Origin of the sequence: Roseateles sp. (genome assembly GCF_965262435.1) — a bacterium.
Classification (GTDB): domain Bacteria; phylum Pseudomonadota; class Gammaproteobacteria; order Burkholderiales; family Burkholderiaceae_C; genus Paucibacter_A.
On sequence record NZ_OZ253537.1, the window covers coordinates 1,448,458 to 1,474,741 of the forward strand.

Below are 26,284 nucleotides of genomic sequence, written 5' to 3' on the forward strand. Positions count from 1 at the left end.
GGCTCGCTTTCGCTTGTGACGTGGCTCAAGTCGAGCGACGTCGTGCAGCACCCAGCACGCCCACCAATCCCAGGGCGAGCAAGGCATAGCTGCTGGGCTCGGGCACGGCCGTGATGGTGCGGGTGAAGCCGCAGCTCTCGAAGTTGCTGCTTTCGCAGGTGGACGCGATCACGGGCCGGTTGACGGAATTCAACCATCTTCCGTTCGCATCAACGCCCGAATACTCCAAGGTCATTGCGACCTGAAAAAGCGAAAACGTCCCAGCCGGTGCGCCGCCGGCTGGAGGGGTAAACCGACCAAACAGGTAGTCAAAGTGTTGACCGGGGGCGAGCTCGAAATGGTTCAAGCCGACGGGGCCTGGCAAGCTGGGGTCGTACTGTGTGGCAAAGCTGAAGTTGTAGGCTGAGAAAATTCCCGCAGAGTTGGGCCATGTCATGGACGCGCTGATTCCAACGCGGTCAATGTTCGCGAAGTTGGCGTAGCTGTAGGCGCCGGTGCTGGGGTCGTAGTAGTACCCCTCGGGCGACAAATCCTCGTGCGCTATGCCTGTCAACGGATAGCTGGAGAAGCTCAGTGCCGGCGAGTCGGCGTCCAGTGTCAGACGCACCCAGATGTCGATGGCGTCTGTCGAGCTGGCCGTGCCCGTTGGCTGTAGAAAGCTGAGGCTGCCGCGAGGCAGCTCGGCCCAGGCCGCATTGCCCATCAAGAGACATGCGGCAGCGATCAGCTTGTAGGTGCGCGTTTTCATCGACTCTTCCCCTGGCTTTGAGATGCGCGGAGTGTCTCCGCTGCGCAATGCCGCGGTCACGCGCAGTTACCCTAGCTGCCTCGCAATCCAGGGAATCCTCCCATTTGACGCTTGCCCGGCGTCATGCATCAGCGCAGTCCGCTGATGCGCGCGTCCTTGGGCGTGCTGATCAGGTACTCGGCTGTGAATCGCTGGCTTTGGCCAGCCGCGAGCGGAAGCTGCCAGGCGATCACGCCGGGCAGTTGTTTCCAGCGCAACTGGCTGGGCTGCGGGCTGAACTGGGTCTGCACCTTGATGTCCTCATGCTCGGCCACCGGCGAGGGCTCGATCAGCTGCAGTTGGATGGGCTGGCGGTGCAGGTTCTCGATCACATAGGCGCGGCTGATCTTTTGCTCATTGCGGCTGCCGATGAAGCCGCGCTCGGCGCCGTCCTTCTGCGGCGGCTCCACCGCCACGCGCAGCAACTCGTCGCGGCCGAAGAAGAGCTCGAGCTTTTCATCGCTGCCCAGCTGCAACTGGCTGTTGCCGATGAAGGCGCCATCGCGGAAGAGTTGCAGCGCGCCGGCCGGCCAGCTGCCGCTGGGGCGGCCCAGCTCGGCCAGCAGATAGGCCTGGCGGTCTTGCTGCGGCTGCACACGCACAAAGACCTGGGCGATCATTTTTTCGCTGCCGAGCGCAAAGCTGACGCGCTGGCCGTCGCTGCTGATGTTGACCCGGCCGGGCACCTCGAACTCTGCGGCGTACTCGCCTTGTTGCGCGCCGATGTCGAAGCTGGGCATGGGGGCGGCCTCGTCGGCATTCATGCTCGACTTGAAGGCGGGAGCAGGTGCCGGCGCAGCCATCGTCGGCGCGGCCATGCGCGAAGAACTGGTGAGCTTTACTTCGCGGGTGGCAATCGGCGGCAGGATGTCCAGGGTCCATGGGTAGGGCGGCGGCAGGCCGCTCTGGCTGCGTGGCGTGCTGGTGCTCAGGCGCAGTGCCACACCGCTCCAGTCCTCGCCACTGGTCTGGGCCACGAGTGCCAGGCGCTCCAGGCGCAGCTGCTGGGTCAGGGTGTCGAGGTGGGCGCGGTAGATGGGGCTCCAGCCTGCTTGATTCAGGCGGTAGCTCAGGCGCAGTTCGCCGGCGCGCGTGGCGGCCAGGTTGATGCGCACGCTGCGCAGCTGCGGGTTGGCCTGGACGAAGCGGCCGCGCTCGGCCTGGAGTGGGGTCAGCTTTTCATCGATTTCCACCAGGCGCCGCGCCAACTGGTGCTTGCGCTGCCAAGCCTCTTGGCCGCTGCGCTTGAGTGCGTCCACGGTGCTGGCGATGGGGGCCAAAGCCAGCTTGCTGGGGCCTTCGCCACCCCCGCCAAAGTTCTTCAGAAAGCCCAGGGCCAGGTCTTGCGCATCGCTCTCGGCCTGAACTGCGGCGCGTTGGTCTTCCAGTTCCCGGATGCGGCCATCCAGGGGGCTGGTGTTGCATTCGGGGGTGCGCAGGCGATCCAGGGTCTGGATGCTGATCTCGCCAATCTGGATGCCGGCATCGGCCTGCACCTGCAGCGAGTCGGCCTCGAAACGGGCCGGCAGGCAGCGGATCACCAGTTCGCGGGCACCGGCGGCGACGTTGGCCGTGCGCTGAACCGTGGCGCCGCCTGGGTAGACCAGCACCTGGCTGATCGGGGCGTTCGGAAGCTGCGCCATGGCCAGGCCCGGAAGCAGAAGACAGAGGCAGAAGTTCGGGAGCTTGTGTTTCATGAACGGTATTCCTCGAGTGCGTGCGTGCGTGCGTGCGAATGCGAGCTTAGCGCCTCGTCGCAGTCCAAGGTGTCAGACCCGGCCTTGGCGACCCTGGCACACTGGCGGGCATCGTCTGCCGCGACTGCGCGGCGCTGTCAGAGTTGGAACGCATGAACACCCCTCCCCAAGCCAATACCCAACGCAAAGCCCTGGTCCTGTTCTCGGGCGGCCAGGATTCCACGGCCTGCCTGGCTTGGGCCTTGGAACGCTATGCCGAGGTTGAAACCCTGGGCTTCGACTACGGCCAACGCCACCGTGTCGAGCTGGAATGCCGCCAGACCGTGCGCCGTGAACTGGCCGCCGCCTTCCCACACTGGGCGGCCAAGCTGGGTGAGGATCATGTGCTGGACTTGAGCCTGCTGGGCCAGATCTCCAGCACGGCGCTGACCGAGCACCGCGCCATCGAGATGCAGGCCAACGGCCTGCCCAACACCTTTGTGCCGGGTCGCAACCTGCTGTTTCTGACTTTTTCGGCCACCCTCGCCTACCGCCGCGGCGCCTCGGTGCTGGTGGGCGGCATGTGCGAGACCGATTACTCGGGCTACCCTGACTGCCGCGACAACACACTCAAGGCCTTGCAGGTGGCGCTGAGCCTGGGTCTGGACACGCCGATGACGCTAGAAACCCCGCTGATGTTCATCACCAAGGCCCAGACCTGGGCCTTGACCGAGCAGCTCGGCGGCAGGGTCCTGAACGACTTGGTTATCGAGCACACCCACACCTGCTATCTGGGTGAGCGCAGCCAGCGCCACGCCTGGGGCTATGGCTGCGGCAGCTGCCCGGCCTGCGAGCTGCGTGCACGTGGCTTCGACGAGTTCCAGGCTGGCCGCGTGGAGGCCTGAACATGGGCCCGAGCGAAGGCGGTTGGGATTGGGGCTGGGCCGGTTGGGGTCTGGCGGCTGTGCTGCTGTTCTGGGCCATTGGCGCCTACAACCGCGTCATGATTTTGCGCAACGCGATTGCCACGGCTTTCGCCCAGTTGGACACGCATCTGAGCGCGCGCGCCGCGGTGTGCGCCAACCTGCTGGCCGTGCTGCGGCCCTTGCTGCCCAGCGAGCAGGCGACCTTCGATGCCCTGGATGCCGCACAGCAGGAGGTGCAGGTGGCGCTGCAGGCTGTGCGTGCGCGGCCGTATGCCGGGGATCCTGTGGCCAGCCTGGGCGTGGCCAGCGCGGTGCACGCGGCGGCGCTGACGCGGCTGATGTCCATGCTCGAACACCATGCCGATCTGCGTGAGCACCCGGAGTTGTTCGCTCAGGTGGACGAGCTCAAGATGATCGAGCGGCAGCGCTCCTTCACCCGCCAGGTTTTCAACCAGGCCGTTGGCGCCTACAACGAAGCCATCATCCAGTTCCCGACTCGAGTGTTGGCCAGCTTCTATGGCTTTCGGGAGGCGCGCTCGCTCTGAGCGAGGCTGCGGCAGGAATCGGCCGCTCAAAGCGGAAATTCGAGGGCCGGGTTTTCGCGCTGCGGTGACTCGGCCCGCCGCCGTGCTCATGGTGCCCGGGTCGGCTCTGCGAGCCGACTGCCCTCGATGCTCACTGCGCGGCTCAGCGGCGCCAAACTCCCTCCGTTCGCTGCGCTCACTGTGGTCAAACAGTGGCGCCGAGTCAGAGCTTGAAGCGCGCGAGTACGCGCGCCTGATCCGCTCCGCTGCGCTCTCGGCCGCGCACAAATCGCCCGTCGTCGGGCCGAGCCACCTCCGAATGTGGCGTGTTCCACCGTCGAGGGGCAGATCGATCGCGATGCAAGCGCCCTGCAGTTCGGGCCGCCGCTGGGCGATTTGTGAAGGGCTGAGCAGCGCAGCGGCTCGGGGCGCGCGCGTACCCGCGCGCTTCAAGCGCTGACTTGGCGCGTCTGTCTGAACGGAACGAACGCAGTGAGTGAAGAGAGTTATGCGCCAGCCCCGAGGCGCGAGCAGCGCAAGGCAGTCGGCCCGCCAGGGCCGACCCCGGAACCATGAGCCCGGCGGCGGCCCGGACTGCAGGGCCTCACGAAGGAGAGCAAGAGGGCTGCTTTTTGCCGGCAGCCGACAGAGCCGGTGCGTCCGCCAGGTTCAGCTGCAGACGATCGCGCCCGAGCTGACCAGTTCGTGGAACAGGGCCATGAGCGAGTTGCCGCTCATGCTGTAAGGGTCGAGCTTGGCGGTCTCGGAGTACTTGAGCACCAGGCCCGGGTTGAGGCGCTGCAAATTGACTTGGCCCATGGACCAGCCAGCGAACACGCGTTCGCCCACCTCTTCATAGCTGAGCAGGATCACGTCGTTGTGGCGGGTGTCGCCGACGATGCGCTTGTAGCGTGCGTTGATCGCGTCACGGCCACCTTCCAGCACTTGCATGAAGATGCCGTCGCTGTAGCAGAGCAGGCCGGTGATGCCCTCGGCAGGGTTGTGCTCGCGCGACTGCTTCAGGATGGTGCTGAGCTCGGCCTCGCCCATGGGGATGTGGGCGCGGCTGGCGTAGAGAAGGCGAACTAGCATGAGGTGGGCTCCGTTGGGGCTGAGGTCTGTTCTTGCACTTACTTCTTGCTCAGCAGCGAGAGGAACTCGCGGCGCAGATTCGGGTCCTTGAGGAAAGCGCCGCGCATCACGCTGTTGGTCATCTTGGTCTCGGTGTCCTTGACGCCGCGCCAGTGCATGCAGAAGTGGTCGGCTTCCATGACGATGGCCAGGCCGTCCGGCTGCACGCGTTCCTGCAACTCGTTGGCCAGCATGGTGACGGCTTCTTCCTGGATCTGCGGGCGGCTCATGATCCAGTCGCAGATGCGGGTGTACTTGGACAGGCCGATCAGGTTGGAGTGCTCGTTGGGCAGCAGGCCGATCCAGACCCGACCCATGATGGGGCAGAGGTGGTGCGAGCAGGCGCTGCGCACGGTGATGGGGCCGACGATCATCAGCTCGTTGAGCCGGGTGAAATTGGGGAATTCGGTGACCGGCGGCATGGGCACATAGCGGCCCTTGAAGACCTCGCGCACAAACATCTTGGCCACGCGTTTGGCGGTGTCCTGGGTGTTGTGGTCGCTGTCGGTGTCGATCACCAGGGCGCGCAGCACCTCTTGCAGCTTGGCCTGGACCTCGGCCTGGATCTCGTCGAGCTCACCGTCCTTGATGAAGTCGGCGATGTTGTCATTGGCGTGGTGGCGGCAGCCGGCGCCGACCAGTCGGTAACGCACGCGCTCCGAGGCGGGCAACTCGGCCAGTTCGCGCTCGTCGCGGGGTGAGGGGTTTGCGGGCAGGGCGCCGGTCATGGGGTGGTCTCGCTGTTCGGTGCAATCGGGCGATTGTGTACGGATTGCAAAGTCTGTGCAGGGCCAGGTCTTGCCTGCTCGGTGCATGGAGGGCTCACCTACACTGAAAGGGTGAGCCTTCCCTCTGCCCCCCCAATGCCCAAGCCCGCGCCGTCGAACCCCGCCGGTCCTGCCCTGGCGCCGCCGCTTCAGCAACTGTTGATGCAAGTGGCCGATGCCGTGCAGGCCGTGCGCGGCGGCCGCTCCTTGACCGACCTGCTGGCGAAATGCCCGGCCGAGCTGCGCCCGGCCACCCAGTCTCTGAGCTTCCATGTACTGCGCCGTTTGGGCAGCGCGGAGGCGGTGCGCGCCATTCTTGCGCCCAAGAGCCCGCCGCCCAAGGTCGAGGGTCTGCTTTTGAGTGCGCTGGCCTTGCTCTGGGACGCCGGCCCGGACCAGCCGCCTGCGCCCTATGCCGACCACACGGTGGTGGACCAGGCCGTCAGCGCCGTGCGCAAGCGCTTGCCCGCCAGTGCGGGCTTCGTCAACGCCGTGTTGCGCCGCTTTTTGCGGGAACGGCCGGCCTTGCAGGCTCAGGCTGCTCAAGGAGCCAACGGGCCGGTGGCGGCCTACAACCACCCGCTCTGGTGGAGCGAGCGTTTGCGTGCGGACTGGCCCGAGGTCTGGCCGGCGCTGCTGCTGGCCAACAACCAGCATCCGCCCATGACCTTGCGCGTCAATGCCCGGCAGGGTTCGGCGGCCGACTACCTGCAGCGCTTGCAGGAGGCTGGCATTGCCGCTCACGCTCTGGGGCCGTTGGCACCGCAGGCACTGCTGCTGGAGCGCGCCGTGCCGGTCACGGCCTTGCCCGGCTTCGCCCAGGGCGCGGTTTCGGTCCAGGACGCCGCCGCCCAGATCGCCTCGCCTTTGCTGGTCCAGGCTCAAGGCGTGCTGCCGGCCTTGCAGGCCGGCGCGCGCGTGCTCGACGCCTGCTCCGCGCCGGGCGGCAAGACCGCCCACTTGCTGGAGCTGGGTGACTTCGATGTGCTGGCCCTGGACAGCGACGCCAAGCGCCTGACTCGCGTGCAGGACAACTTGGCTCGGCTGGGCCAGCGCGCCGAGCTGAAGGCGGCCGACGCCCGCACGACCGCGTCCTGGTGGGATGGCCGTATGTTCGACGCCATCCTGCTCGATGCGCCCTGCAGCGCCTCCGGCATCGTGCGACGCCACCCCGATGTGCGCTGGTTGCGCCGGCCTGGCGACATCGCCCAACTGGCCTCCATCCAGGCGGAGCTGCTGGCCGCCCTGTGGCCGACGCTGAAGCCGGGCGGTCGCATGGTTTACGCCACTTGCTCCATGTTCAAAGCCGAGGGTGAGGCGCAGATCGATGCATTTTTGCAACGTCAAGCCGACGCGAGTCGCTTGGAGGTGAGCGGCTTCACGGGGCATCTGCTGCCGCTCGCACACAATGAGGCGCCGGAGGACATGGCCGTGTCGACGCAGCCGCGAGCTTCGGCCGAGGCGGTGTTCGATGGCTTTTTCTACGCCTTGTTGCACAAGCGGGCCTGAGCTTGCGAGGGCTGCGGCAGCCTGGCAAAAATCGCTCTGACCCCAATTTCGCGTCCGTACATATTCCGTTTGCATTGCCCTTGAGTTCGCCTGTCATCCTTCATCGCCGCGCCAGCCGCCCGGCCAGTTTCTGGCGGCTTTGGCTGACCTGGGCTCTGGCTTGTCTGCTGGCGGTATCGGCCATGCCGGTTCGAGCCGATGGCGTGGAGCTCAGCGCCATGAGCACGGCCCGCAGCGACGATGGCCTGGAGTTGAGCTTCAGCACTCGCTTCGAGCTGCCGCGTGCCGCCGAAGACGCCTTGATGAAAGGGGTCTCGCTGTACTTTGTGGCTGAGGTGTCGGTGCAGCGCAAGCGCTGGTACTGGCGCGACGCGCGGGCCAGCAAGGCGTCGCGCAGCTGGCGCCTGTATTGGTATGCGCTGACGCGGCAGTACCGGGTCAGCTCCGGCGGGCTGACGCAGAGCTTCAACAATCTGCCAGAGGCCTTGGCCTCCTTACGCGGCGTTTCCGGCTGGCGCATCGCCGAAGCGCGCGAGCTCGACGAGGACGGCAGCCATTACCTGGAGTTCAGTTACCGGCTCGACACCTCCCAGCTGCCCAAGCCCATGCAGATCGGCCTCAGCATTGGCCAGGGCTGGAATCTTGGGGTGGAGCGCAATCTGGGGCTGAACCCCGACTTCAGCCTGCGAACGGCTGCAGCATCCGCGCCCACCCCATGAGCAAACGGGCGCGTTGGGCCTGGATCATCGCCCTGGTGATCATCACCGGCATTTGTGGCGTTTTGGCCTTTTTGCTGTCCATCAGCGCCACCAGCCAGCGCGGCTTCTTCGATCGCCACTACGAGTGGCTGTTTTGGCTCAATGCCTTGGTCGCCGGGCTGCTGCTGCTGGTCATCGTCGGCGCGGCCGTGCGCTTGTTCCTGCGCGTGCGCAGCGGCAAGTTCGGCAGCCGCCTGCTGATGAAGCTGGCCGGCATTTTTGCCCTGGTGGGCATGGTGCCTGGCATCCTGATTTACGGCGTGTCCTACCAGTTCGTCAACCGCAGTATCGACAGCTGGTTCGATGTGCGCCTGGCCTCGGCCTTGGAGGCCGGCTTGAATCTGGGCCGCGGCACCCTGGACGGCCTGGTCAATGACCTGTCCAACCGCACCCTGGATGCTGCTGAGCGTCTCGGCGAAGCCGGCAGCCTGCCGCAGCCCCTGGTGCTGGAGCGTCTGCGCGAGCAGATGGGTGCTCGTGTGGTCGCGGTGGTGGCCGGCAATGGCCAGATCCTGCTCTCGGTTGGCGGCGACACCAATTCTCTGATGACCGACCGGCCGGCCGAGTCCCTGCTGCGCCAGGCGCGCAATGCCCGTGTTGTCAGCCATCTCGAGGGCCTGGAGGACGAGGCCCTGGCCCTGCAAGGCCAAGCCCGCATCCGGGCCATTGCCCAACTGCCCAATAGCGAGATGCGCCTGGGCTTGGGCAATTCGGGCGAGCGCTTCCTGATGGTGGTGCAGCGCTTGCCGGCTACGGTGCTGGCCAATGCCTTGGCGGTGCAAAACGCCAGCAGCGAATACCAGCAGCGGGCCTTGGAACGCGACGGCCTGCGCCGCATGTATCTGGGCACGCTGACCCTGGTGCTGGTGCTGGCGGTGTTTGCCGCCTTGCTCTTGGCAGTCACCTTCGGAAACCAGCTGGCGCGGCCCCTCTTGCTGCTGGCCGACGGCGTGCGTCAGGTGGCCCAGGGCGACCTCAGCCGCAAGCCCATGCTGAGCACGCGCGACGAGCTTGGCGGCCTGACCCGTTCCTTCGCCGACATGACCGAGCAGCTGTCCGAGGCGCGGGTCATGGTCGAGCGCAGCGTGGCTCAGCTGGAAAGCGCGCGCACCCATTTGCAGACGATTCTGGACAACCTGACCGCCGGCGTGATCGTGTTCGACGCCCAGCGCCACATCGACACCGTCAACCCCGGCGCCACCCGCATCCTGCGTCTGCCGCTGTCGGTCTACCAGGGCCGACAGCTGGGCGAGGTGCCGCATCTGGAAGGGTTTGCCGAGGCCGTCTGGCAGCGTTTCGAGCAATACAACCCCGAGAGCGGCGAACGCGACCATTGGCAGGACGCCTTTGAGCTGCAGCTGGACAGCAGCCAGGATGTGCAGACCCTGCTGGTGCGCGGCGCGCCGCTGCCCCAGGGCGCGCGGCTGATGGTGTTCGATGACATCTCCGAAGTCGTCTCGGCCCAGCGCTCGGCCGCCTGGAGCGAGGTGGCGCGGCGCCTGGCCCATGAGATCAAGAACCCCTTGACCCCCATCCAGCTCTCGGCCGAGCGCCTGCAGCACAAGCTCGAAGCCAAGCTGGAAGGCGCCGATCAGGCCATGCTGGTGCGTTCGGTGGCCACCATCGTCAACCAGGTGCAGTCCATGAAGCAGCTGGTCAATGAGTTCCGCGACTACGCCCGCTTGCCCTCGGCCCAGCTCAAGGCCCTGGATCTCAATGCCCTGGTGGCCGAGGTGCTGACCCTGTATGCCGAGGCCCAGGAACAAGGTCGCCTGCGCGCCGAACTGGCGCCTGACGCCAACCGCATTCTCGGCGACGCCTCGCAATTGCGGCAGGTCATTCACAACTTGGTACAGAATGCGCTCGACGCCGTGCAGGAGCAGGCGGGCGGGCAGGTGCTGGTGCGCACCCAGCAGGCCTTGACCGAGGCCGGTGCGCCCCGCTCCGTGCGCTTGCAGATCACTGACAACGGCCCCGGCTTTGCCGAGAAAGTGCTCAAACGCGCCTTTGAACCTTATGTGACCACCAAGACCAAGGGCACCGGCCTGGGTCTGGCGGTGGTCAAGAAAATTGCCGATGAACACGCCGCACGCATACGCCTCAGCAACCTGCACGCCCAGGGCGACGAGGCGCAAGCGGTGACCGGTGCGCAAGTTTCGTTATCATTTTCAAAACTCGCGACTGCAGCAGCCGATGCGGGCTCTGCTGAAAAGCCCCATTGAACTAGGACTCCATGGCAACCATTCTTGTAGTCGACGACGAGCTGGGTATACGTGCTCTGCTCTCTGAAATCCTCAGTGACGAGGGCCACACGATCGAGTTGGCAGAAAACGCAGCGCAGGCGCGCGCGGTGCGCGAGCGCATGCGCCCCGACCTGGTGCTGCTGGACATCTGGATGCCCGACGTTGACGGCATCACCTTGCTGAAGGAGTGGGGCGGGGCCGGCTTGCTGACCATGCCCGTGATCATGATGAGCGGCCACGGCACCATCGACACCGCGGTTGAAGCGACCAAGTTCGGCGCCATCGCCTTCCTGGAAAAGCCCATCACCCTGCAAAAGCTGCTGCGCGCGGTGGAGCAGTCCCTGGTCAAGGCAGCGCCGCGCCCGGCGCCGGCCGTCGGTCTGCCCAGCAGCTATGCCCGCAGCGAACTGACGCCGCAATATGTGGCGCCCAGCCTCAGCACCCTGCCGCAGAGCAGCCTGCCGGCGGCCGGCCTGGCTTCGGAGCAGAGCTTCGAACTGGACCGCCCCTTGCGCGAAGCCCGTGATGCCTTCGAGAAGAGCTATTTCGAGTTCCATCTGGCCAAGGAGAACGGCTCCATGACCCGCGTGGCTGAGAAAACCGGCCTCGAGCGCACCCATCTGTACCGAAAGTTGAAACAATTGGGTGTCGACCTCAGCAGAAATAAGCGCGGAGCTGGAATTTAGTGCTATAGTCGTGGTCTTCGCTGATTTGCAGCGCTTCTCCAAGCAAAGCAAGGCAGTGAAAAAAGCAAGAACGTCATTCAAGACGACGGCCTGGTAGCTCAGTTGGTAGAGCAGCGGATTGAAAATCCGCGTGTCGGTGGTTCGATTCCGCCCCAGGCCACCAAAATATCAGACAAAAGCCCATCGCCTCGGTGGGCTTTTGTTTTTCCGGTTTCCTTCATGGGGCCGGACGCAGCTGGAAGCCTTCCAACTGCCCATGTGGCTCAGTGGTAGAGCACTCCCTTGGTAAGGGAGAGGTCACGCGTTCGATCCGCGTCATGGGCACCATTGAATTGCCGCTCTCGAAGCCCGTCGCTTGCGACGGGCTTTTTGCGTTCTGGGCGGGTGTTTGCCTCCGTCCCAGCCTGGTACGCTGCAAGCCGCGAATCGGTGCTCCGTCTGCGGGCCATCCCCGTCCAGCCCGCCCCTCTTTTTTGGCTACCATGCGGACCACAAGGACGCTGATGGCCGCCATGGCCAGGGAGAAGGCGCATGCGACACACCATCAAGAGTTCGGGTGGCTCCAGCAGCTCAGCCGCTGCAGCTGTATTGTCAGTCGGACTGTGGGTGCTGATGCCGGTGGCAGCATGGGCGCAAGGCCGGCCGGCCGCGGCCTCCAGCCCAGCCGAGACCGACAGCGACTGGCGTTACACCATCCAGCCGGGCGACACCTTGATCGGCCTGAGCGAGCGCTTTTTGCTGCCCGGCCGTCCTTGGCGTGAGCTGCAGCGCCTCAACCGCGTGGCCGATCCCTTGCGCCTGCCCCCGGGCGGGGTGCTGCGCATGCCGCTGGCCTGGCTGAACCGTGAGGCCAGCGTGGCCCAGACCGTGTTTGTGCAGGGTGAGGTCATGTTGTTGCGCAGCGGCCAGGCTGAACAGCGACTGGGTGCTGGTCAAGAGTTGCGCAGCGGCGACCGCCTGCGCAGCGCCGCCCAGTCCTCCGCCACCTTGCGTTTTGTCGACGGTTCGCGGCTGCTGATTCCGCCGCTCAGCGACCTCAGCCTCGAGCAACTGCTGGTCTACGGCCGCAGCGCCATTCCCGCGGTGCAGCTGCGTCTGCACGAGGGTGGGGCGGACAGCCAGGTCACGCCCAAGGGCGGCCGGGTGCCGCATTACGAGATCCGCACGCCGCATGTGAATCTGGGCGTGCGTGGCACCGAGTTTCGCGTGCAATTACAGGCCGAGAAGGCGCACATGGCGGTGCTGGAGGGTCGGGTGGCCGCGGACAGCGGCGGCCACGCTTCCTTGGCGGTGCCTGCCGGCATGGGCATGGTTGCCGACGGCCGAGGCCGCCCGCAGGCGGCGCCCTTGCTGGCTGCGCCGGCCTTGCCGGCCGAATTGGCCGTGGTCGACCGCTTGCCGCTGCGTCTGCGCTGGGCCGCGCATCCGGGCGCGCGTGGCTACCGCGCCCAGCTCTTTGCTGAAGGCGATTTCAGCCGCTTGTTGCTCGATCATCGCGGCAGCGAGCCCGAGTTGAGCTGGGACGCGGTGCCGCCCGATGGGCGCTACAGCTTGCGTCTGCGCGCCATCGATGCGCTCGGCCTGGAGGGTTTGGCCAGCGACCGCCCGCTGCAAATCCAGGCCCGGCCCGAGCCGCCGTTCAGCCAGGCGCCGCTGGCCGATGCCCGCCTCTATGGTGAACAGGTCGAGTTCCGCTGGACCCGCAACAGCGCCGCCCAGGCCTACTGCTTGCAGGTCGCGCGCGATGCCGATTTCCGCGAGCTGCAGCTGGACCAGGCCGGCATCGCCGATGTCAGCCACAGCGCCCGCCTGCCCCATGGCCGCTACCACTGGCGTCTGGCCTCGCAGCAAGGTGAGGCGCGTGGTCCCTTCGGCGATGGCCAGGCCTTCGAGCTTCGGCCGCTGCCGGCCAGCCCGGAGCCCGCCGAGGCCGAGGTGGCTGGCGAGCAGCTGAACCTGCGTTGGCGCGCCTCCGCGGGCGTGGCGCGTTATGAGTTGCAATGGGCGCGCGACGCTGCCTTCAGCCAAGAGCTGCAGAGCTTCAGCAGCGACAGCCCCGGCCTCAGCCTGCCACGGCCTGGGCCTGGCCGCTACTTCCTGCGCGTGCGCGGGCTGGATGAGATGGGGCAAGCCGGCCCCTATGGACAGGTGCAGGAGATCGAGGTGCCGTACCCGCGCTGGCTCTGGCTGCTGCCTTTGCTCCTGCTGGGGCTTTGATGGCCGCGGATCGCGGGTGGGGATGGCGCAGCTGGCGGCGCTGGGGGCCGTCTTGCCTGGCCTTGCCTCTGGCCCTGTGCGTGATCGCGCTGGCGCAGGGCAGCGGCCCCTTGCGGCCCCTGGACCTTGCGCTCGAAGACGGTCTGCTGCGTTGGACCGCACAGCCCTTGCGCGTGGACGAGCTGGCGCTGCTGGACATCGACGACGACGCCCTGCGCGAGATGCAGGCCGAGCTGGGTGATTGGCCCTATCCGCGTTCGGTCTACGCCCTGCTGCTGGACTATCTGCTGCAGGCTGGTGCGCGCCGGGTGGTGATCGATCTGGTGCTCGCGGGCGAGCGCGAGGGCGATGCTGAGCTGGCACGAGCGCTGCACAAGGGGCCGCCCTCGGTCTTGGCGGCGGCCGGCCTGCAGCTGGAGGCGACGCCCTCGGCCTTGCCGGCCGAAGAGCAGTCCGTACTCAAGCGGCTCGCCTGGACCGCAGCGCCACCGGGTCTGCCCAGTCTGAGCTGGAACGCCTTGATGTTGCCGGCCACGCCCCTGCTGCGCGAGGCGCCGGTGGCGCTGGGCCGGGTCGGCCTGGTGTCCTCGCCCTTGGACAGCGACGGCCTGCTGCGCCGGCAGCCGCTCTGGCACCGCTACCAGGGTCAGGTCTTGCCTGCGTTGCCACTGGCGGTGCTGCTGCAAGAGCAGCCCGAGCGTTTGCAGGCGCTCAAGACCTGGCCGCTTGATGCTCAGGGCCGTGTCCAGCTTAAGCTGCCCAGCCGTTTAGAGGGCCTGCCCGATCTGAGCTGGGGCCGGCTGATGCGAGCGGCCCTGGGCCAACGCGACGATCCGGGCCTGCGCGAGAGCTTGTGCGGCCGCACCGTGTTCGTCGGCAGCAGCGCCTTCTTTGCCGATTCGGTGAGCACGCCACAAGGGCGTTTGTCCGGCGCTGCCTTTCTTGCCACGGCCACGGCCTTGCTGGCGCGCGGCCAGGTGCTGGCGCCAGCCGGTTGGATCTGGGCAGCGGTGTTGCTGGCACTTGCCGCGGTGCCGGGCGTGCTGCATGCCCGGTCGCGCGCGCTTCAGCAGCAGCAGCGCTGGCTGCTGCTGCTGGGGAGCTCGGCGCTGAGTCTGGGCTTGCTGTTGAGTCTGGCGGTCTGGCTGGTGCAAAGCCAGCTCTTGCTGCCTTCCTTGCTTGGCCCCTTGGCGACACTGACCTTGGCCTTGATGCTGGCCGGCCTGGCCGAGCAGCGCTGGCAAAGCCTGCGCCACCGTGAGCTGCGCCATGCGCGCGAGGTGGCCGAGGCGGCCAATCAGGCCAAGACCCGCTTCCTGGCTCATGTCAGCCATGAGATCCGCACGCCCATGAACGCGGTGCTGGGTATGGCGGAGATCTTGGCGCGCACCGAGCTGAGCGCTGAGCAGCGCCGTTATGTGCAAGTCTTCCAGGGGGCCGGTCAGCAGCTGTTTGCCCTGATCAATGACTTGCTGGACAACGCCAAGATCGAAGCTGGCAAGCTGAGTCTGTCGCCTCATGCCTTTGACCTGGGCGATCTACTGCACCAGCAGATCGAGCTGCAGCGCGGCCGCGCCCAGGAACGCGGGCTGAGCCTGGAGCTGAGCTGCGCGGCGGAAGCGCAGGTCTGGGTCTGGGGCGATGCTCAGCGCCTGGCCCAGGTGCTGGCCAATCTGCTCAGCAACGCGATCAAGTTCACGCGGGTCGGCGGCGTCCGCGTGACGGCCGGGCGTGATGCGGCCGGCTGGGTTCTGATCAGCGTGCAGGACACAGGCATTGGCGTCCCCGCCCATCTGCAAGAGCGCATCTTTCAGCCCTACAGCCAGGCCGATGCGAGCACCGCGCGCGAGTTCGGCGGCACGGGGCTGGGCCTGGCCATTTCGCGCAGCCTGGTGCAGCTGATGGGCGGCGAGCTGCGCTTGCAGAGCGCCGCGGGCCAGGGGAGTTGCTTCGAGCTGAGCCTGCCGCTGCCGCCGCATGAGGCGCCGCCTGCCGCTTCACAGCCCGCGACGCTGGCGCCCGCCGGACCAGCGAGGCCGCTGCGCCTCTTGCTGTGCGAGGACAACGAGGTCAATGTGCTGGTGGTTGAGGCCATGCTCGCGCCGCTGGGCCATGTCATTGAATTGGCCGGCGATGGCGAGCAAGCCTTGGTCTGCCTGCAGCAGGGTCACTATGACCTGGTGCTGATGGATGTGCAGATGCCGCGGCTCGATGGCATGACGGCGACCCGGCGCTGGCGCGCGCAAGAGGCGGCCGCGGGCCGCAAGCGCCTGCCCATCATCGCCCTGACCGCCAATGCCTTCGCTCAAGATGTGGCGCAATGCCTGGCGGCGGGCTGCGATGCCCATCTGAGCAAGCCGATCAGCCTGCAGGCCTTGTTGCAGGCCTTGGAACGCTGGGCGCCGCCACCCGATTGAGGCGCTCGTCCGCGCCGTTCAGGCCTTGCTCAGCTTTGCTGCTCGCGCTCGACAAAGCGCCGGCCGCCGTCCGTGTAGCGCGCGTGCAATCCATCGATCACCATGCCAAGGCGCTGTGCGGTGGCTTCGGGCAGGTGCTGGCCGTGGTGTTTCAGGCTTGCGTGGGCCAGATTGATGATGCGGGCATTGAGGCTGCGCTGGGCCAGCTCCAGCAAGGCCTGCAAGGTGCGTTCGTGCTGCTTGCTGACCAGATGGGACATGGCCTCGCGCGCCGCCTCGTTGATGCCGGCCGCCGCATTGCGCACGATCGCCTCGATCGGTGGCATGGCCGCGGCCGCCATTTCCAGCATGCGGGTGCGTGGCTTCGACACGGCGAAGCGCTGCGTGGTCCGCTCGGTCCAGGCGCGCGCCTCGGGCATGGCCTGGCGGCCGGCGCTCCGTACGATCAGCATGATCAGGTTGCAGCCCATCTCGAAGCTCAGCTCGGGGTGGTCCAAAGAGCTGGCCAGTTGACGCAAGCCGTTCTGGGCCGCATCGGCGCGGCGTTCTGACAGGGCCTGAACCACCTCCAAGGTCTGGCTCAGCGTGCGCACGCGAAAGCTGTCCGGAAAGCGCTGCTGCGCGTCCTGCAAAAAGCGCGCGGCACGTTCGCAGCCGTCCCGGTCTTCCTCGTCCAGACAGGCGAGGCCCAGGGCGACCAGGCCCTGGTAGTCGAGCGAGCGCGACTGCGAGCCGATGTTCAGCGCCGCCATCAGGTGCTTGGCCGCCGACTCACTGAAGCCCAGAAACAGCTGCAGGGAGCCGAGCTTTTGCAAGCGCGCCACATTGCCGGGGGTGATCTGCACAGCCTTGGCCAGCATTTCAGCGGCACCGGTGAAATTCATCTCCTCCAGCAGGGCGCGACCGTAGACGTCGTAGGCATCGACATAGCTGGGGTTGTCGGCCAGCAGGGTTTCCAGGCTGCGGCAGGCGGTTGCGGTGTCTGCATTGCCGAGGTCGATCTTGGCAAGACCGAGGCGTGCCCAGGGCACCGCCTTGTATTCGAGTAAGGCTTCGAACATGCGCCTGGCGGCGTCGAGCTGGCCCAGGCGCAGGTAGAGCTCGGAGCCGATGCGAGCGGCATAGACCTTGTAGTTGATGCTGCTGTGGAACATGGCCTCGCAGAGCTCGGCCGCGCCGGCGTAGTCGCTGGCTTCGATGGCGGCGAAGACCTCTCGCAGCGCGTGCTTGCGGTCCAGGATGATCTGCAGCCGCTCCTCGAACTGGCGGGCGGTGAAGGGCTTGAGCAGGTAGTCGTCGAGCGCGCCTTCTACGGCGTCGGCGACATGCTGGTAGCGAGCCTCATCGGTCACCATGATGAAGATGGTTTGCATGGGCAGGCCGCGCGCCTGGCGCAGCTCATCGAGCAGGTCCTGCCCGCTCATGTCGTGGTTGCTCAGGCGGCGGAAATGGAACTCGGTGATGATGATGTCGTAGGCATGGCCGGCCTCTTTGATCTGGCGGCGCGCCTGCTCGGGGCGGCGTGCGGTGTGCACCTGCTGCACGCCCATCTCGCGCAGCATGGTGCTGATCACCGAGCGCGACAGCTCGCCCTCATCAATGATCAGTGCCTTCAGCGCCCCTCCCGGGGCGCCGCTGGCCAGGGCGATATTGAACCGCGGTGCCGGCCCAAGCTGGTGTTTTGACACAGACCCCCCATTGCTCACAGATGTGCAGCGTAGCCTGTCTGCCTAGCACTTGGCTAGAGACGAGCCACTGGGCCGTGCGCTTGTGCGCAGCGTCGGCCCCTGTGCCTCTGCCCGTGCCTGTGCATTCAGGCGCTGCGGTCCACGCGCAAGGCCAGCACCACCGAGCTGGTGGTCTTGATGACGCCGTCGATCTCGCCGATCTCGTCGAGCAGGGCGTCCAGTCGCATGGTCGAGTCGGCGCGCAGCAAGGCCATGTAGTCGAACTCGCCGCTGACCGAGGCCAGCTGGCGCAGCTCGGGCAGGCCCGATAGGCGCTTGACCACCTCGCGCCCGGCCTTGGGCTGCACGGTGATGCCGACAAAGGCCTGCACGCCGCGATCGGCGGCGTCCGAACCGAGCTTGGCGGTGTAGCCGACCAGCACGCCCTCGGCCTCCAGGCGCGCCAACCGCGCCACCACGGTGGTGCGGGCCACACCGAGCTTGCGCGCCAGATTGGCCGTGCTCTCGCGGGCATTGGCCTGCAGCAGCGCGATCAGCTCGCGGTCGGTCTGGTCCTTGGCCTGGGCCGGCGCACGAGGTCTGAATGCGGCGCTTGCGGCTTCAGGGTCGTTCTCGGAGCTGCTCATGGGAAACCCTTGTTTGATTCATTATGGCGAAATTCATCGACGATTCGTCATTTTCTCTTCGAAGTTCGACGAACTCCGGCTTTTTTTCGTCAGCGCCTCTGCCTAGACTGCGGCTCATCCCATCCTCTTGAGGCAAATCAAATGAAGATCGCATTGCTGGGCGCAGGCCATATCGGTGAAACCATTGCTCGCTTGCTGCATGGCTCGGGCCACTACGAAGTCACCGTTTTCGACAAGAACGCCGCCGCCTTGCAAGTGCTGGCCGCCGAGGGCATCCGCACCCAGGTGATCGCCGAAATCGGCGCCGGCGCCGCCGGCCTGGTCAAGGGTTATGCCGCCATCGTCAATGCCTTGCCCTACCAGCTGGCGATTCCCGCAGCCCATATGGCTCTGGAAGCCGGCTGCCACTATTTCGACCTGACCGAAGACGTGGCCGCCACCAAGGAGATCATGCGCATCGCCGAAGGTGCCAAGACCGCCTTCATGCCGCAATGCGGCCTGGCCCCGGGTTTCATCGGCATCGTCGCCGCCCATCTGGCCAAGAGCTTTGACAGTCTCAACGACGTCAAGATGCGCGTCGGCGCGCTGCCGGCCTTCCCGACCAATGCCCTGAAGTACAACCTGACCTGGTCGGTCGACGGCCTGATCAACGAGTACTGCCACCCCTGCGAATGCATCCACGACGGCGAGAAGATCGATGCCCTGCCGCTGGAAGGCCTGGAGCATTTCTCGCTGGACGGCACCGAGTACGAGGCCTTCAACACCTCGGGCGGCCTGGGCACCTTGTGCGAAACCCTGGCCGGCAAGGTCAAAAACCTCGACTACAAGACCGTGCGCTACCCTGGCCACCGCGACCTGATGCAATTCCTGCTCGGCGATCTGGCCCTGAAGAGCGATCAGGAGCTGCTCAAGGACATCATGCGCAAGAGCATGCCGGCCACCATGCAGGACGTGGTCCTGGTGTTCGTGACTGTCTCGGGCATGAAGAGCGGCCGCCTGGTGCAGGAAGTGTTCGCCCGCAAGATCTTCGCCGAGCGCGACGGCGCACGCCCGCTGTCGGCCATCCAGATCACCACCGCCGCCGGCATGTGCGCCGCCGTCGACTTGTTCCGTCAGGGCAAGCTGCCGCAGTCGGGGTTCGTCTCGCAAGAGGAAGTCTCGCTGCCCGAGTTCCTGGCCAATGAGTTTGGCAAGGCCTACCAGCAGTCGCGCCAGGTGGAAAGCATCGGTTGAGCGGAGAATCTCGCAATGACTACGTACATCACTGAACTCCTGAGCGCCCTCGGCGTTCCTTCCTCGGCTTTCACCGGCGGCACGCTGAACGTGCGCTCGCCCATCGACGGGGCCGCGCTCGGCGCCGTCCATGAGGCCAGCGCCGAGGACATGCGCGCCGCCGTGGCGCGCGCCCATGCCGCCTTCCTGGACTGGCGCAATGTGCCGGCTCCCAAGCGCGGCGAGCTGGTGCGTTTGTTCGGCGAAGAGCTGCGCGCGCACAAGATGGACCTGGCCCGCCTGGTCTCGCTGGAGGCCGGCAAGGTCAGCAGCGAAGGCGAGGGCGAGGTGCAGGAGATGATCGACATCTGCGACTTCGCCGTCGGCCTGAGCCGTCAGCTGCATGGCCTGACCATCGCCAGCGAGCGCCCCGGCCACCGCATGATGGAGCAGTACCTGCCCCTGGGCGTGGTCGGCATCATCTCGGCCTTCAACTTCCCAGTCGCCGTCTGGGCCTGGAACTCGGCCCTGGCCCTGGTCTGCGGCGACAGCTGCATCTGGAAACCGTCGGAGAAGACCCCGCTGACAGCCATCGCCACCCAGGCCTTGTTCGAGCGCGCGCTGGCCCGCTACAACGCGGCCGGCGGCACGGCGCCCGCGCACCTGTCCCAGCTGCTGAACGGCGGCGCGGCCGTTGGCGAAGCCATGGTGGACCACCCCCAGGTCGCCCTGGTCTCGGCCACCGGCTCCACCCGCATGGGTCGCGCGGTCGGCCCGCGTGTGGCGGCGCGCTTCGGCCGTTGCCTGCTCGAGCTGGGCGGCAACAACGCCATCATCGTCACCCCCAGCGCCGATCTGGAGCTGGCCGTGCGCGGCATCCTGTTCGGCGCCTACGGCACGGCCGGCCAGCGCTGCACCACCACCCGCCGCGTCATCATTCACGAGAGCATCCACGACGAGCTGGTCGCTCGCCTGGACCGCGCCCGCGCCCAGCTCAAGATCGGCAGCCCGGTCGAGGCCGGCACCCTGATCGGCCCGCTGATCGACGGCGCCAGCTTCGAGGCCATGCAGAAGGCTCTGGCTGCCGCGCGCGAGCAAGGCGGCGAGGTCTCCGGCGGCGAGCGTGCCCTGGCCAGCCAGTACCCGAACGCCTGGTACGCCACGCCGGCGCTGGTGCGCATGCCGGCGCAGACCGACATCGTCAAGCACGAGACCTTCGCACCCATCCTGTACACGCTGAAGTACAAGACCCTGGACGAAGCGATCGCCCTGCAGAACGAGGTGCCGCAAGGCCTGTCTTCAGCCATCTTCAGCAACGATGTGCGCGAGGCCGAGGCCTTCATGTCGGCCAGCGGTTCGGACTGCGGCATTGCCAACGTCAATATCGGCACCTCGGGCGCCGAAATCGGTGGTGCTTTCGGTGGCGAGAAGGAAACCGGCGGCGGCCGTGAGTCCGGCTCCGACGCCTGGAAGGCTTACATGCGCCGCACGACCAACACGGTCAATTACTCGCGCTCGCTGCCGCTGGCACAAGGCGTGAAGTTCGACATCTGACCCCCCTGTTTCATTGATGGCGCAAAGCCCGGCATGCCCGGGCTTTGTTTTGCCCTGCCTGGAGATTGATCCTCATGATGCTGGAATCCGGCTTGTACCGTCTGCTCGACAGCGCCCTGGGCGCCGCCGCAGCCACCGAAACCTTTGCCCAGTTGCAGGTCGCGCCGGCCTTGCTGCGGCCTGTGGGCGAGCTTGTCTCGCGGGCTGAGCTGGCACAGGCGCTCAATATGGCGCTGTTCCGAGATGTCACGCAGCGTGTGCCGGCCGCAGCCGACTATGTGGCCGAGCAGCAGGGCCGCGACCAGCGCCTGTGCTTCGACCATGGCGCACTGCGCACCGTGGCCTGGCCCAGTGGCGCGCTGCCCCCCGGTGAAGCTGCCATCACCCGGGTGCTGCGCCCGCTGGGCTTTGCCCTGGCCGACAACTACCCTTTGCCGGCGCTCAAGATGAGCGGCCGCGCCTGGTGCCACGAAGACATGCCCGAAGACATTGCCCAGTTCTTTGTCTCCGAGCTGCATCCCGAGCGTTTTTCGGCCGAATTCCAGGCGGCGGTGACGCGCGTGCTGGCCAGTTCTCGCGATCCGCTGGGCCCGCAAGACATGGCCTGGCTGGAGCAGCTCGCGCGCGACCAGGCCTTGCCCTGGGCTGCCGCCTTGGCGCTCTTGCCGCGTTTGATTGCCTGCTTCGACCGCCAGCATGGCCCGGTCAGCTTGAGCGACTACCAGCTTCTGCTGAAGGAGTCGGCCGAGATGGCCTGGATCGCCACCGAAGGCACGGCCTTCAACCATGCCACCGACCGCGTCGCCGACCTTGAGGCACTGGCCGAGGCGCAGCGTGCCCTGGGCCGCCCGGTCAAGGCCAAGATCGAAGTCTCGCGCTCGGGCCGGGTCAAGCAGACCGCCTTTCATGCCGCTCAGGTGCAGCGGCAGTTCTTGAGCGAAGGAAAGCTTGTCGCGCTGACCGTGCCGGGTTCCTTCTACGAGTTCATCGAGCGGGCGCGGGTGGGCAGCGAACTCGACCTGGCCTTCGACGCCGGCAATGCCACCGGCATCTTCAAGATGACGGCGCAAGGCGCGGTCTCGGCTTGCTGAGTCCGATGCCGGCTGATTTCCTCCTGGCCGCGGCGCGCATTTGCGGCGCCGCCCATGTGAGCGCCGGCAGCGCCATCGAGCCGCGCTATCTGGAGCCGGCGCGTTATGCACCGGGCCAGGCCGCAGCTTTGGCGCGACCGGCCAGCACGGCCGAACTGGCCCAGCTGTTGCCCCTGGCGGCCCGCCACGGCCTGCGTGTGCTGCCGCAAGGTGCTCACACTGGCCTGGTGCGCGCGGCCACGCCGGTGGACGCTGAAAGCGATCTCTTGCTGTCCACCGAGCGCATGCGCGAGGTGTTCGAGCTGGACCTGTTGGACCGCACGCTGCGTGTCTCGGCGGGTTTCCGGCTGGGCGAGATCAACGAGCGCCTGGCCGCGCATGATTTGATGCTGGCCATCGACCTGAGCGCCGACCCCAGCGTCGGCGGCATGCTGGCGCACAACACCGGCGGCACGCGCATGCTGCGCTACGGTGATGTGCGCGCCAACACCCTGGGACTGACCGTGGTGCTGGCCGAGGGTCAGGTCTTGCGCCTGGGGCGTGGCCTGCAAAAAGACAATGCCGCCTTGCCGCTGCAGCAGCTCTTCATCGGCTCCTCCGGCAGCCTGGGCGTGATCAGCGAAGCGGTCTTCAAGCTCGCCAGCCGCCCGCGTCAGCAGGCGGTGGCCCTGGTGTCGCCGAGCAGCCTGGAAGCCGTGCTGCCGCTGTACCAAAGCCTGATGTCGGCGATGGGCAGCCTGGTCAGTGCCTGCGAAGGCATGTCGCGCCCGGCCATGGAGGCGGCGCTGAGCTGTGGCGGCGACCTGGACACGGAGCGCATGCGCTGGTTCGGCGGTGATCTGCCTGAATACACGCTGCTGGTCGAGCTGAGCTCGGATCTGCGCGCCGAACAGCTCGATTTGCAGGCTTTGCTGCAAACCTGGTTGGAAGGCGAGTTTGGCGAGCGGGTCAGCGACGCCGTGCTCGGGGCCGACGCCGCCTGTTGGGCCTTGCGTCACCACATCAGCGAAGGCTTGCGCGCGCGTGGCAAGGTGCTGGGCTTCGATGTGTCGCTGCCGCGGCGCCACTTCATGGCCTTCCGCGAGGCCGGTCGCGCCTGGTTGGCCGAACATTTCGCAGCCGCCGAGCTGGCCGACTTCGGGCATCTGGGTGATGGCGGCCTGCATTTCAATCTGGTCTGGCCCCAGGGCGCGCCGGCCTTGGATGAAGCGGGCTTGCGCGCCGGGGTCTATGCCCTGGTGCAGCAATTCGAGGGCAGCTTCAGTGCCGAGCATGGCATTGGCCCGCAGCTGCAGGACAGCTACTGGCAGCTCAGCGAGACGAACCTGCTCGATTGGTCGGGCCGCTTGCAGCGCCTGTTCGACCCGCAGGCCCTGCTCGGCCTGACCCATTGGGGCACTGCTGCCATCAACCCGTCAGGCTTGCCGCCAGACGCAGCACACCCTCGCGAGCCAGGGCCGGCGCCTGGGTGAAGGCAAGGCGCAGATGACGTTCGTGGCCGGCGCCCACGGACAAGGCGGGCCCCGGGCTCAGGCGCACGCGCAGGGCCGCGGCCGTCTCGACCCAGGCGGCGGCATCGCGGCCTTGCGTGGGCAGACCGGCCCATAGAAACAGGCCGCCTTCGGGCGGGCGCACACGCCAGCTGGGCAGATGCTCTTGCAGCAATGCGTGCAGATGGCGGGCTTGCTCCTGCAACTGGCTGCGCCGTGGCGCGAGCAAGCTGTCGTAGCGGTCGAGCAGATCGCAGGCCAGGGCGGCGCTGAGCGAGCTGCAGGCGATGTCGGCATTGGCCTTGGCGCGCCGCAAGGTCTCGATGATGGGCGCGGGTGCCCGCAGCCAGCCGATGCGCAGGCCGGCCCAGAGCGTCTTGGACAGACTGCCGATGTGAACGACCGGTGCGCCCGCTGCGGCCGGCAGCGGCCGGGGGCAAGCTTCGAAGTGCAGCTCGGCCAGGGAGTCGTCCACCAGCAGCAGGCAGCTGCCCTGGGCGGCCGTGCGCGCCAGGCGTTCGACCGCCGCATGGCTCCAGCTCAGGCCCGTGGGGTTGTGCAGGGCCGGGCAGACATAGGCGAGCTTGTGGCGGCCTGCGGCCAGGGCGGCTATGAAGGCCGGCGCATGCCGGGCCTGCGCTTGCACGGCGATGCCGTCCAGATGCACGCCGCCGCTGCGCAGCACATCGATGGCGCCGAAGTAGTTGGGTGTTTCCATCAGCACCGAGTCGCTCGGCGCCAGGTATTGCTGGGCGACCAGGCTGATGGCCTGCTGGGCGCCGGCACAGACCAGGATCTGATCGGGTGTCGTCGCCAGACCCTGCCGGCTGTAGCGCGCGGCGATGCGCTCGCGCAGGGCCAGCATGCCCTCGGGCTGGTAGGCGCTCTCGCGCAGCACCAGGCTGGCGGCGGCGGCGCTGGGCTGCAGCCAGGCTAGATCGGGCACGGCGGTGGCCAGGGCGAAATCAATCCAGGTCTCGTGCTCGTTCGTGCTGAGCCGGCGCAAGGCCGGGCTGCCCAGCGCCACGCGCCGCTTGCGGCTGGCGACATGGCCCGGCGGGCCGGCGCAGACGCTGGTGCCCTGTCCCTGTCTTGCGCTGACCCAGCCGCCCTCGGCCAGGCGCGCATAGGCGGCCACCACCGTGCTGCGGCTCAGACCCAGCTGGTCCGCCAGGCGGCGCTCGGCTGGCAGGCGGTCGCCGGGCAGCAGCTCGCCTCGAAGGATCAGGCCTTGCAGCGTGGTTGCCAGGGCGGCATAGCGCGGCGATTGCTGCAAGGCCGTGCGCAAAGCTGCAAGAAGGGAAGGTTGGAGGGGCCAGTCCACGGCGTTTGAATTGGATTGCTTGAATCAGTCCAATCGACTCTAGCATGGCGGCTTGCATCACCTGGAGCTTGCCATGCATGAGCTGTTGAAACACGATTTGGAGACCCTGCCCGAGCTGCTGGCGCAGACCCGCGCGACGGCGCTGCAGAGCCTGCAGAGCTTGGACTCACAGCCGGTGGCCGTGCAGCCGCAGACTCCGCAGGGCGAGCTGCAGCGCGCTGCCGGAGGCGGCGCCGAGGCCGCCTTGCGCCTGTTCGAGCAACGTTGGCTGCCGCGCCTGAGCGCCAGCGCCGGGCCGCGCTATCTGGGCTTTGTCACCGGTGGCGCCACCCCGGCCAGTCTGATGGGCGACTGGCTGACCTCGGCCCTGGATCAGAACCCGACCGCCGGCTGGGATTCCGAAGCACCGGAGCTGGAGCGCCAGACCGTGCGCGAGCTGGGTTCCTGGTTTGGCCTCAGCGAAGCGCATGAGGGCGCCTTCGTCTCGGGCGCGACCATGTCCAATTTTGTCGGCCTGGCCCTGGCGCGCGAATGGCTGGGCGAGCAGCGCGGTGTGCGCGTCAGCGAGGCTGGCGCGGCCGCGCTGGGCCCGGTGACGGTCTTGTCCGGCGCTGCGCATTCCAGCATCCACAAGGCCTTGTCCATGCTCGGTCTGGGGCGGAATGCGGTCCAAGCTGTGGCGACCTTGCCGGGCCGTGACGCGATCGACCCGCAGGCGCTGGAGCTGGCCTTGCAAGCGCAGGCCGGCGCGCCGGTGATCGTGGTGGCCAATGCCGGGACGGTCAATAGCGGTGATTTCGACGAGCTGCCGGCCCTGCTGGCCTTGCGCGCACGCTACCCCTTCTGGCTCCATGTCGACGCCGCCTTCGGGGCCTTCGCGGCCCTTGATGAGCGGGTAGCGGCTCAAGTCCGGGGTTTGGACGGCGCCGATTCGGTGTGCATCGACTGCCACAAATGGCTGAATGTGCCCTATGACAGCGCCTTGCAGTTCAGCCGCCATCGTGCCCTGCAGCTGCGTGTGTTCCAGAACTCGGCGGCCTATCTGGGTGAGATCGGCGAACGCCCCGATTTCGTCCATCTGACGCCCGAGAACTCGCGCCGCTGGCGCGCCTTGCCAGCCTGGTTTGCTGTGCAGGCCTATGGCCGCGCCGGCCAAGCCGAGATCGTGCGGCGCAATATCGACTGCGCCCGTCTGCTGGCCAAACTGCTGCAGCAAGACCTGACCCCCGGGCCCGGCGGCGGCCCCGCCTTCGAGCTGCTGGCGCCGGTCCGACTCAACATCGTCTGCTTTGCCGTGGCAGGCTGCACGGACGCCGCCAGTGTTCAGCGGTTTCTGGAACGACTGCGCGACAGCGGAGAGGCGTTTCTGACGCCGACCTACTTCCTCGGCCGCTGGGCCGTGCGTGCGGCGTTCAGCAACTGGCGCAGCGAGGCCAGCGATGTGCGGCGCGTTCATGCCGCCTTGCTGGCGCTGGTGCAGAGCGCCTGAGCCCCAAGTTTTTCAATTAGTCCTTGCAAGCCAGAAAATTAAGGCTATACTAGCGGTCTTCGCTGTTACGGCAGTGAAGAAAAGCCCAGGTGGCGGAATTGGTAGACGCACTAGTTTCAGGTACTAGCGGGTAACTCCGTGGAGGTTCGAGTCCTCTCCTGGGCACCAA

Annotated in this window: 20 protein-coding genes and 3 tRNA genes; 16 read left to right on the top strand and 7 right to left on the bottom strand. The window is 67.0% G+C overall.

Annotated elements, in window-relative coordinates; translation table 11 throughout:
- Positions 1-25: 25 nt before the first annotated feature.
- A complete protein-coding gene (locus ACQY39_RS06235) occupies positions 26-808 on the bottom strand; it encodes a PEP-CTERM sorting domain-containing protein (protein WP_428504430.1) in 783 nt (260 codons plus the stop codon).
- 68 nt (positions 809-876) lie between these two features.
- Positions 877-2,484: a DUF4139 domain-containing protein gene (locus ACQY39_RS06240; protein ID WP_428504432.1), complete on the bottom strand. Its 1,608-nt coding sequence runs from the start codon at positions 2,482-2,484 to the stop codon at positions 877-879.
- Positions 2,485-2,636: 152 nt separating this feature from the next.
- On the opposite strand from ACQY39_RS06240, the gene queC reads away from it, so the two are divergent.
- Together queC and ACQY39_RS06250 are read left to right on the top strand one after the other, a co-directional pair.
- Entirely contained in the window at positions 2,637-3,368 is a 732-nt protein-coding gene (gene queC / locus ACQY39_RS06245; protein WP_428504434.1) for a 7-cyano-7-deazaguanine synthase QueC, read from the top strand.
- Between the two features lie 2 nt (positions 3,369-3,370).
- Positions 3,371-3,934 (top strand): LemA family protein, encoded by a 564-nt coding sequence (locus tag ACQY39_RS06250; RefSeq protein ID WP_428504436.1) that lies wholly within the window; start codon positions 3,371-3,373, stop codon positions 3,932-3,934.
- Positions 3,935-4,582: 648 nt separating this feature from the next.
- Here ACQY39_RS06250 and ACQY39_RS06255 read toward each other — a convergent pair.
- Positions 4,583-5,005 (bottom strand): BLUF domain-containing protein, encoded by a 423-nt coding sequence (locus ACQY39_RS06255; RefSeq protein ID WP_428504438.1) that lies wholly within the window; start codon positions 5,003-5,005, stop codon positions 4,583-4,585.
- Between the two features lie 38 nt (positions 5,006-5,043).
- Positions 5,044-5,772 carry a GTP cyclohydrolase I gene (folE, locus tag ACQY39_RS06260; protein ID WP_263561304.1) on the bottom strand — a complete coding sequence of 243 codons (729 nt, stop codon included), beginning with the start codon at positions 5,770-5,772 and terminating at the stop codon, positions 5,044-5,046.
- A 135-nt stretch (positions 5,773-5,907) separates the two neighbouring features.
- Here folE and rsmB point away from each other — a divergent pair, with 135 nt between their 5' ends.
- The 8 genes from rsmB (at position 5,908) to ACQY39_RS06300 (ending at position 15,641) form a co-directional block, all read left to right on the top strand.
- Positions 5,908-7,320: a 16S rRNA (cytosine(967)-C(5))-methyltransferase RsmB gene (gene rsmB / locus ACQY39_RS06265; RefSeq protein WP_428504441.1), complete on the top strand. Its 1,413-nt coding sequence runs from the start codon at positions 5,908-5,910 to the stop codon at positions 7,318-7,320.
- An 80-nt stretch (positions 7,321-7,400) separates the two neighbouring features.
- The gene (locus ACQY39_RS06270) at positions 7,401-8,039 is read left to right on the top strand and encodes a DUF4390 domain-containing protein (RefSeq protein ID WP_428504442.1); all 639 of its coding nucleotides are present in this window, start codon (positions 7,401-7,403) and stop codon (positions 8,037-8,039) included.
- Positions 8,036-10,300, top strand: coding sequence for an ATP-binding protein (locus ACQY39_RS06275; protein WP_428504444.1), 2,265 nt, complete (start codon positions 8,036-8,038; stop codon positions 10,298-10,300). Before ACQY39_RS06270 ends, ACQY39_RS06275 begins: the two co-directional genes overlap by 4 nt.
- Positions 10,301-10,311: 11 nt before the next feature.
- Complete coding sequence (locus ACQY39_RS06280) at positions 10,312-11,007, top strand: response regulator (RefSeq protein ID WP_263561300.1); 696 nt, start codon at positions 10,312-10,314, stop codon at positions 11,005-11,007.
- Positions 11,008-11,094: 87 nt separating this feature from the next.
- Positions 11,095-11,170: transfer RNA gene (locus ACQY39_RS06285), tRNA-Phe, on the top strand.
- Positions 11,171-11,259: 89 nt separating this feature from the next.
- A tRNA-Thr gene (locus ACQY39_RS06290) sits at positions 11,260-11,334 on the top strand.
- A gap of 204 nt (positions 11,335-11,538) precedes the next feature.
- On the top strand, positions 11,539-13,224 hold the full coding sequence (locus tag ACQY39_RS06295) for a FecR domain-containing protein (protein WP_428504447.1): 1,686 nt from the start codon (positions 11,539-11,541) through the stop codon (positions 13,222-13,224).
- Positions 13,224-15,641, top strand: coding sequence for a CHASE2 domain-containing protein (locus ACQY39_RS06300; protein WP_428504449.1), 2,418 nt, complete (start codon positions 13,224-13,226; stop codon positions 15,639-15,641). Before ACQY39_RS06295 ends, ACQY39_RS06300 begins: the two co-directional genes overlap by 1 nt.
- Positions 15,642-15,670: 29 nt before the next feature.
- Here ACQY39_RS06300 and ACQY39_RS06305 read toward each other — a convergent pair whose 3' ends face one another.
- Together ACQY39_RS06305 and ACQY39_RS06310 are read right to left on the bottom strand one after the other, a co-directional pair.
- Complete coding sequence (locus ACQY39_RS06305) at positions 15,671-17,329, bottom strand: response regulator (RefSeq protein WP_428504451.1); 1,659 nt, start codon at positions 17,327-17,329, stop codon at positions 15,671-15,673.
- Between the two features lie 125 nt (positions 17,330-17,454).
- A complete protein-coding gene (locus ACQY39_RS06310) occupies positions 17,455-17,955 on the bottom strand; it encodes an Lrp/AsnC family transcriptional regulator (protein WP_428504453.1) in 501 nt (166 codons plus the stop codon).
- 141 nt (positions 17,956-18,096) lie between these two features.
- Between ACQY39_RS06310 and ACQY39_RS06315 the strand changes: the two genes are divergently transcribed.
- The 4 genes from ACQY39_RS06315 to ACQY39_RS06330 all read left to right on the top strand — a co-directional run bounded on the left by ACQY39_RS06315 (position 18,097) and on the right by ACQY39_RS06330 (position 23,284).
- Complete coding sequence (locus tag ACQY39_RS06315; protein WP_428504455.1) at positions 18,097-19,188, top strand: saccharopine dehydrogenase C-terminal domain-containing protein; 1,092 nt, start codon at positions 18,097-18,099, stop codon at positions 19,186-19,188.
- A 15-nt stretch (positions 19,189-19,203) separates the two neighbouring features.
- Entirely contained in the window at positions 19,204-20,721 is a 1,518-nt protein-coding gene (gene amaB / locus ACQY39_RS06320; protein ID WP_428504457.1) for an L-piperidine-6-carboxylate dehydrogenase, read from the top strand.
- An 80-nt stretch (positions 20,722-20,801) separates the two neighbouring features.
- Positions 20,802-21,812: a 2-oxoadipate dioxygenase/decarboxylase family protein gene (locus tag ACQY39_RS06325; protein WP_428510737.1), complete on the top strand. Its 1,011-nt coding sequence runs from the start codon at positions 20,802-20,804 to the stop codon at positions 21,810-21,812.
- Complete coding sequence (locus ACQY39_RS06330; protein WP_428504459.1) at positions 21,806-23,284, top strand: FAD-binding oxidoreductase; 1,479 nt, start codon at positions 21,806-21,808, stop codon at positions 23,282-23,284. Before ACQY39_RS06325 ends, ACQY39_RS06330 begins: the two co-directional genes overlap by 7 nt.
- Here ACQY39_RS06330 and ACQY39_RS06335 read toward each other — a convergent pair.
- On the bottom strand, positions 23,220-24,626 hold the full coding sequence (locus ACQY39_RS06335; RefSeq protein ID WP_428504461.1) for a PLP-dependent aminotransferase family protein: 1,407 nt from the start codon (positions 24,624-24,626) through the stop codon (positions 23,220-23,222). The genes ACQY39_RS06330 and ACQY39_RS06335 overlap by 65 nt on opposite strands.
- A gap of 73 nt (positions 24,627-24,699) precedes the next feature.
- On the opposite strand from ACQY39_RS06335, the gene ACQY39_RS06340 reads away from it, so the two are divergent.
- Entirely contained in the window at positions 24,700-26,115 is a 1,416-nt protein-coding gene (locus ACQY39_RS06340) for a pyridoxal phosphate-dependent decarboxylase family protein (protein ID WP_428504464.1), read from the top strand.
- Positions 26,116-26,198: 83 nt separating this feature from the next.
- Positions 26,199-26,283 (top strand) — tRNA-Leu (locus tag ACQY39_RS06345).
- Position 26,284: the final 1 nt, after the last annotated feature.

What these genes read in the sequence shown, in the direction of transcription:
- ACQY39_RS06240 (WP_428504432.1), bottom strand. Translation starts at nt 2,484, where the DNA reads ATGAAACACAAGCTCCCGAACTTCTGCCTCTGTCTTCTGCTTCCGGGC.
- queC (WP_428504434.1), top strand. Translation starts at nt 2,637, where the DNA reads ATGAACACCCCTCCCCAAGCCAATACCCAACGCAAAGCCCTGGTCCTG.
- ACQY39_RS06250 (WP_428504436.1), top strand. Translation starts at nt 3,371, where the DNA reads ATGGGCCCGAGCGAAGGCGGTTGGGATTGGGGCTGGGCCGGTTGGGGT.
- ACQY39_RS06255 (WP_428504438.1), bottom strand. Translation starts at nt 5,005, where the DNA reads ATGCTAGTTCGCCTTCTCTACGCCAGCCGCGCCCACATCCCCATGGGC.
- folE (WP_263561304.1), bottom strand. Translation starts at nt 5,772, where the DNA reads ATGACCGGCGCCCTGCCCGCAAACCCCTCACCCCGCGACGAGCGCGAA.
- rsmB (WP_428504441.1), top strand. Translation starts at nt 5,908, where the DNA reads ATGCCCAAGCCCGCGCCGTCGAACCCCGCCGGTCCTGCCCTGGCGCCG.
- ACQY39_RS06275 (WP_428504444.1), top strand. Translation starts at nt 8,036, where the DNA reads ATGAGCAAACGGGCGCGTTGGGCCTGGATCATCGCCCTGGTGATCATC.
- ACQY39_RS06280 (WP_263561300.1), top strand. Translation starts at nt 10,312, where the DNA reads ATGGCAACCATTCTTGTAGTCGACGACGAGCTGGGTATACGTGCTCTG.
- ACQY39_RS06295 (WP_428504447.1), top strand. Translation starts at nt 11,539, where the DNA reads ATGCGACACACCATCAAGAGTTCGGGTGGCTCCAGCAGCTCAGCCGCT.
- ACQY39_RS06300 (WP_428504449.1), top strand. Translation starts at nt 13,224, where the DNA reads ATGGCCGCGGATCGCGGGTGGGGATGGCGCAGCTGGCGGCGCTGGGGG.
- ACQY39_RS06310 (WP_428504453.1), bottom strand. Translation starts at nt 17,955, where the DNA reads ATGAGCAGCTCCGAGAACGACCCTGAAGCCGCAAGCGCCGCATTCAGA.
- ACQY39_RS06315 (WP_428504455.1), top strand. Translation starts at nt 18,097, where the DNA reads ATGAAGATCGCATTGCTGGGCGCAGGCCATATCGGTGAAACCATTGCT.
- amaB (WP_428504457.1), top strand. Translation starts at nt 19,204, where the DNA reads ATGACTACGTACATCACTGAACTCCTGAGCGCCCTCGGCGTTCCTTCC.
- ACQY39_RS06340 (WP_428504464.1), top strand. Translation starts at nt 24,700, where the DNA reads ATGCATGAGCTGTTGAAACACGATTTGGAGACCCTGCCCGAGCTGCTG.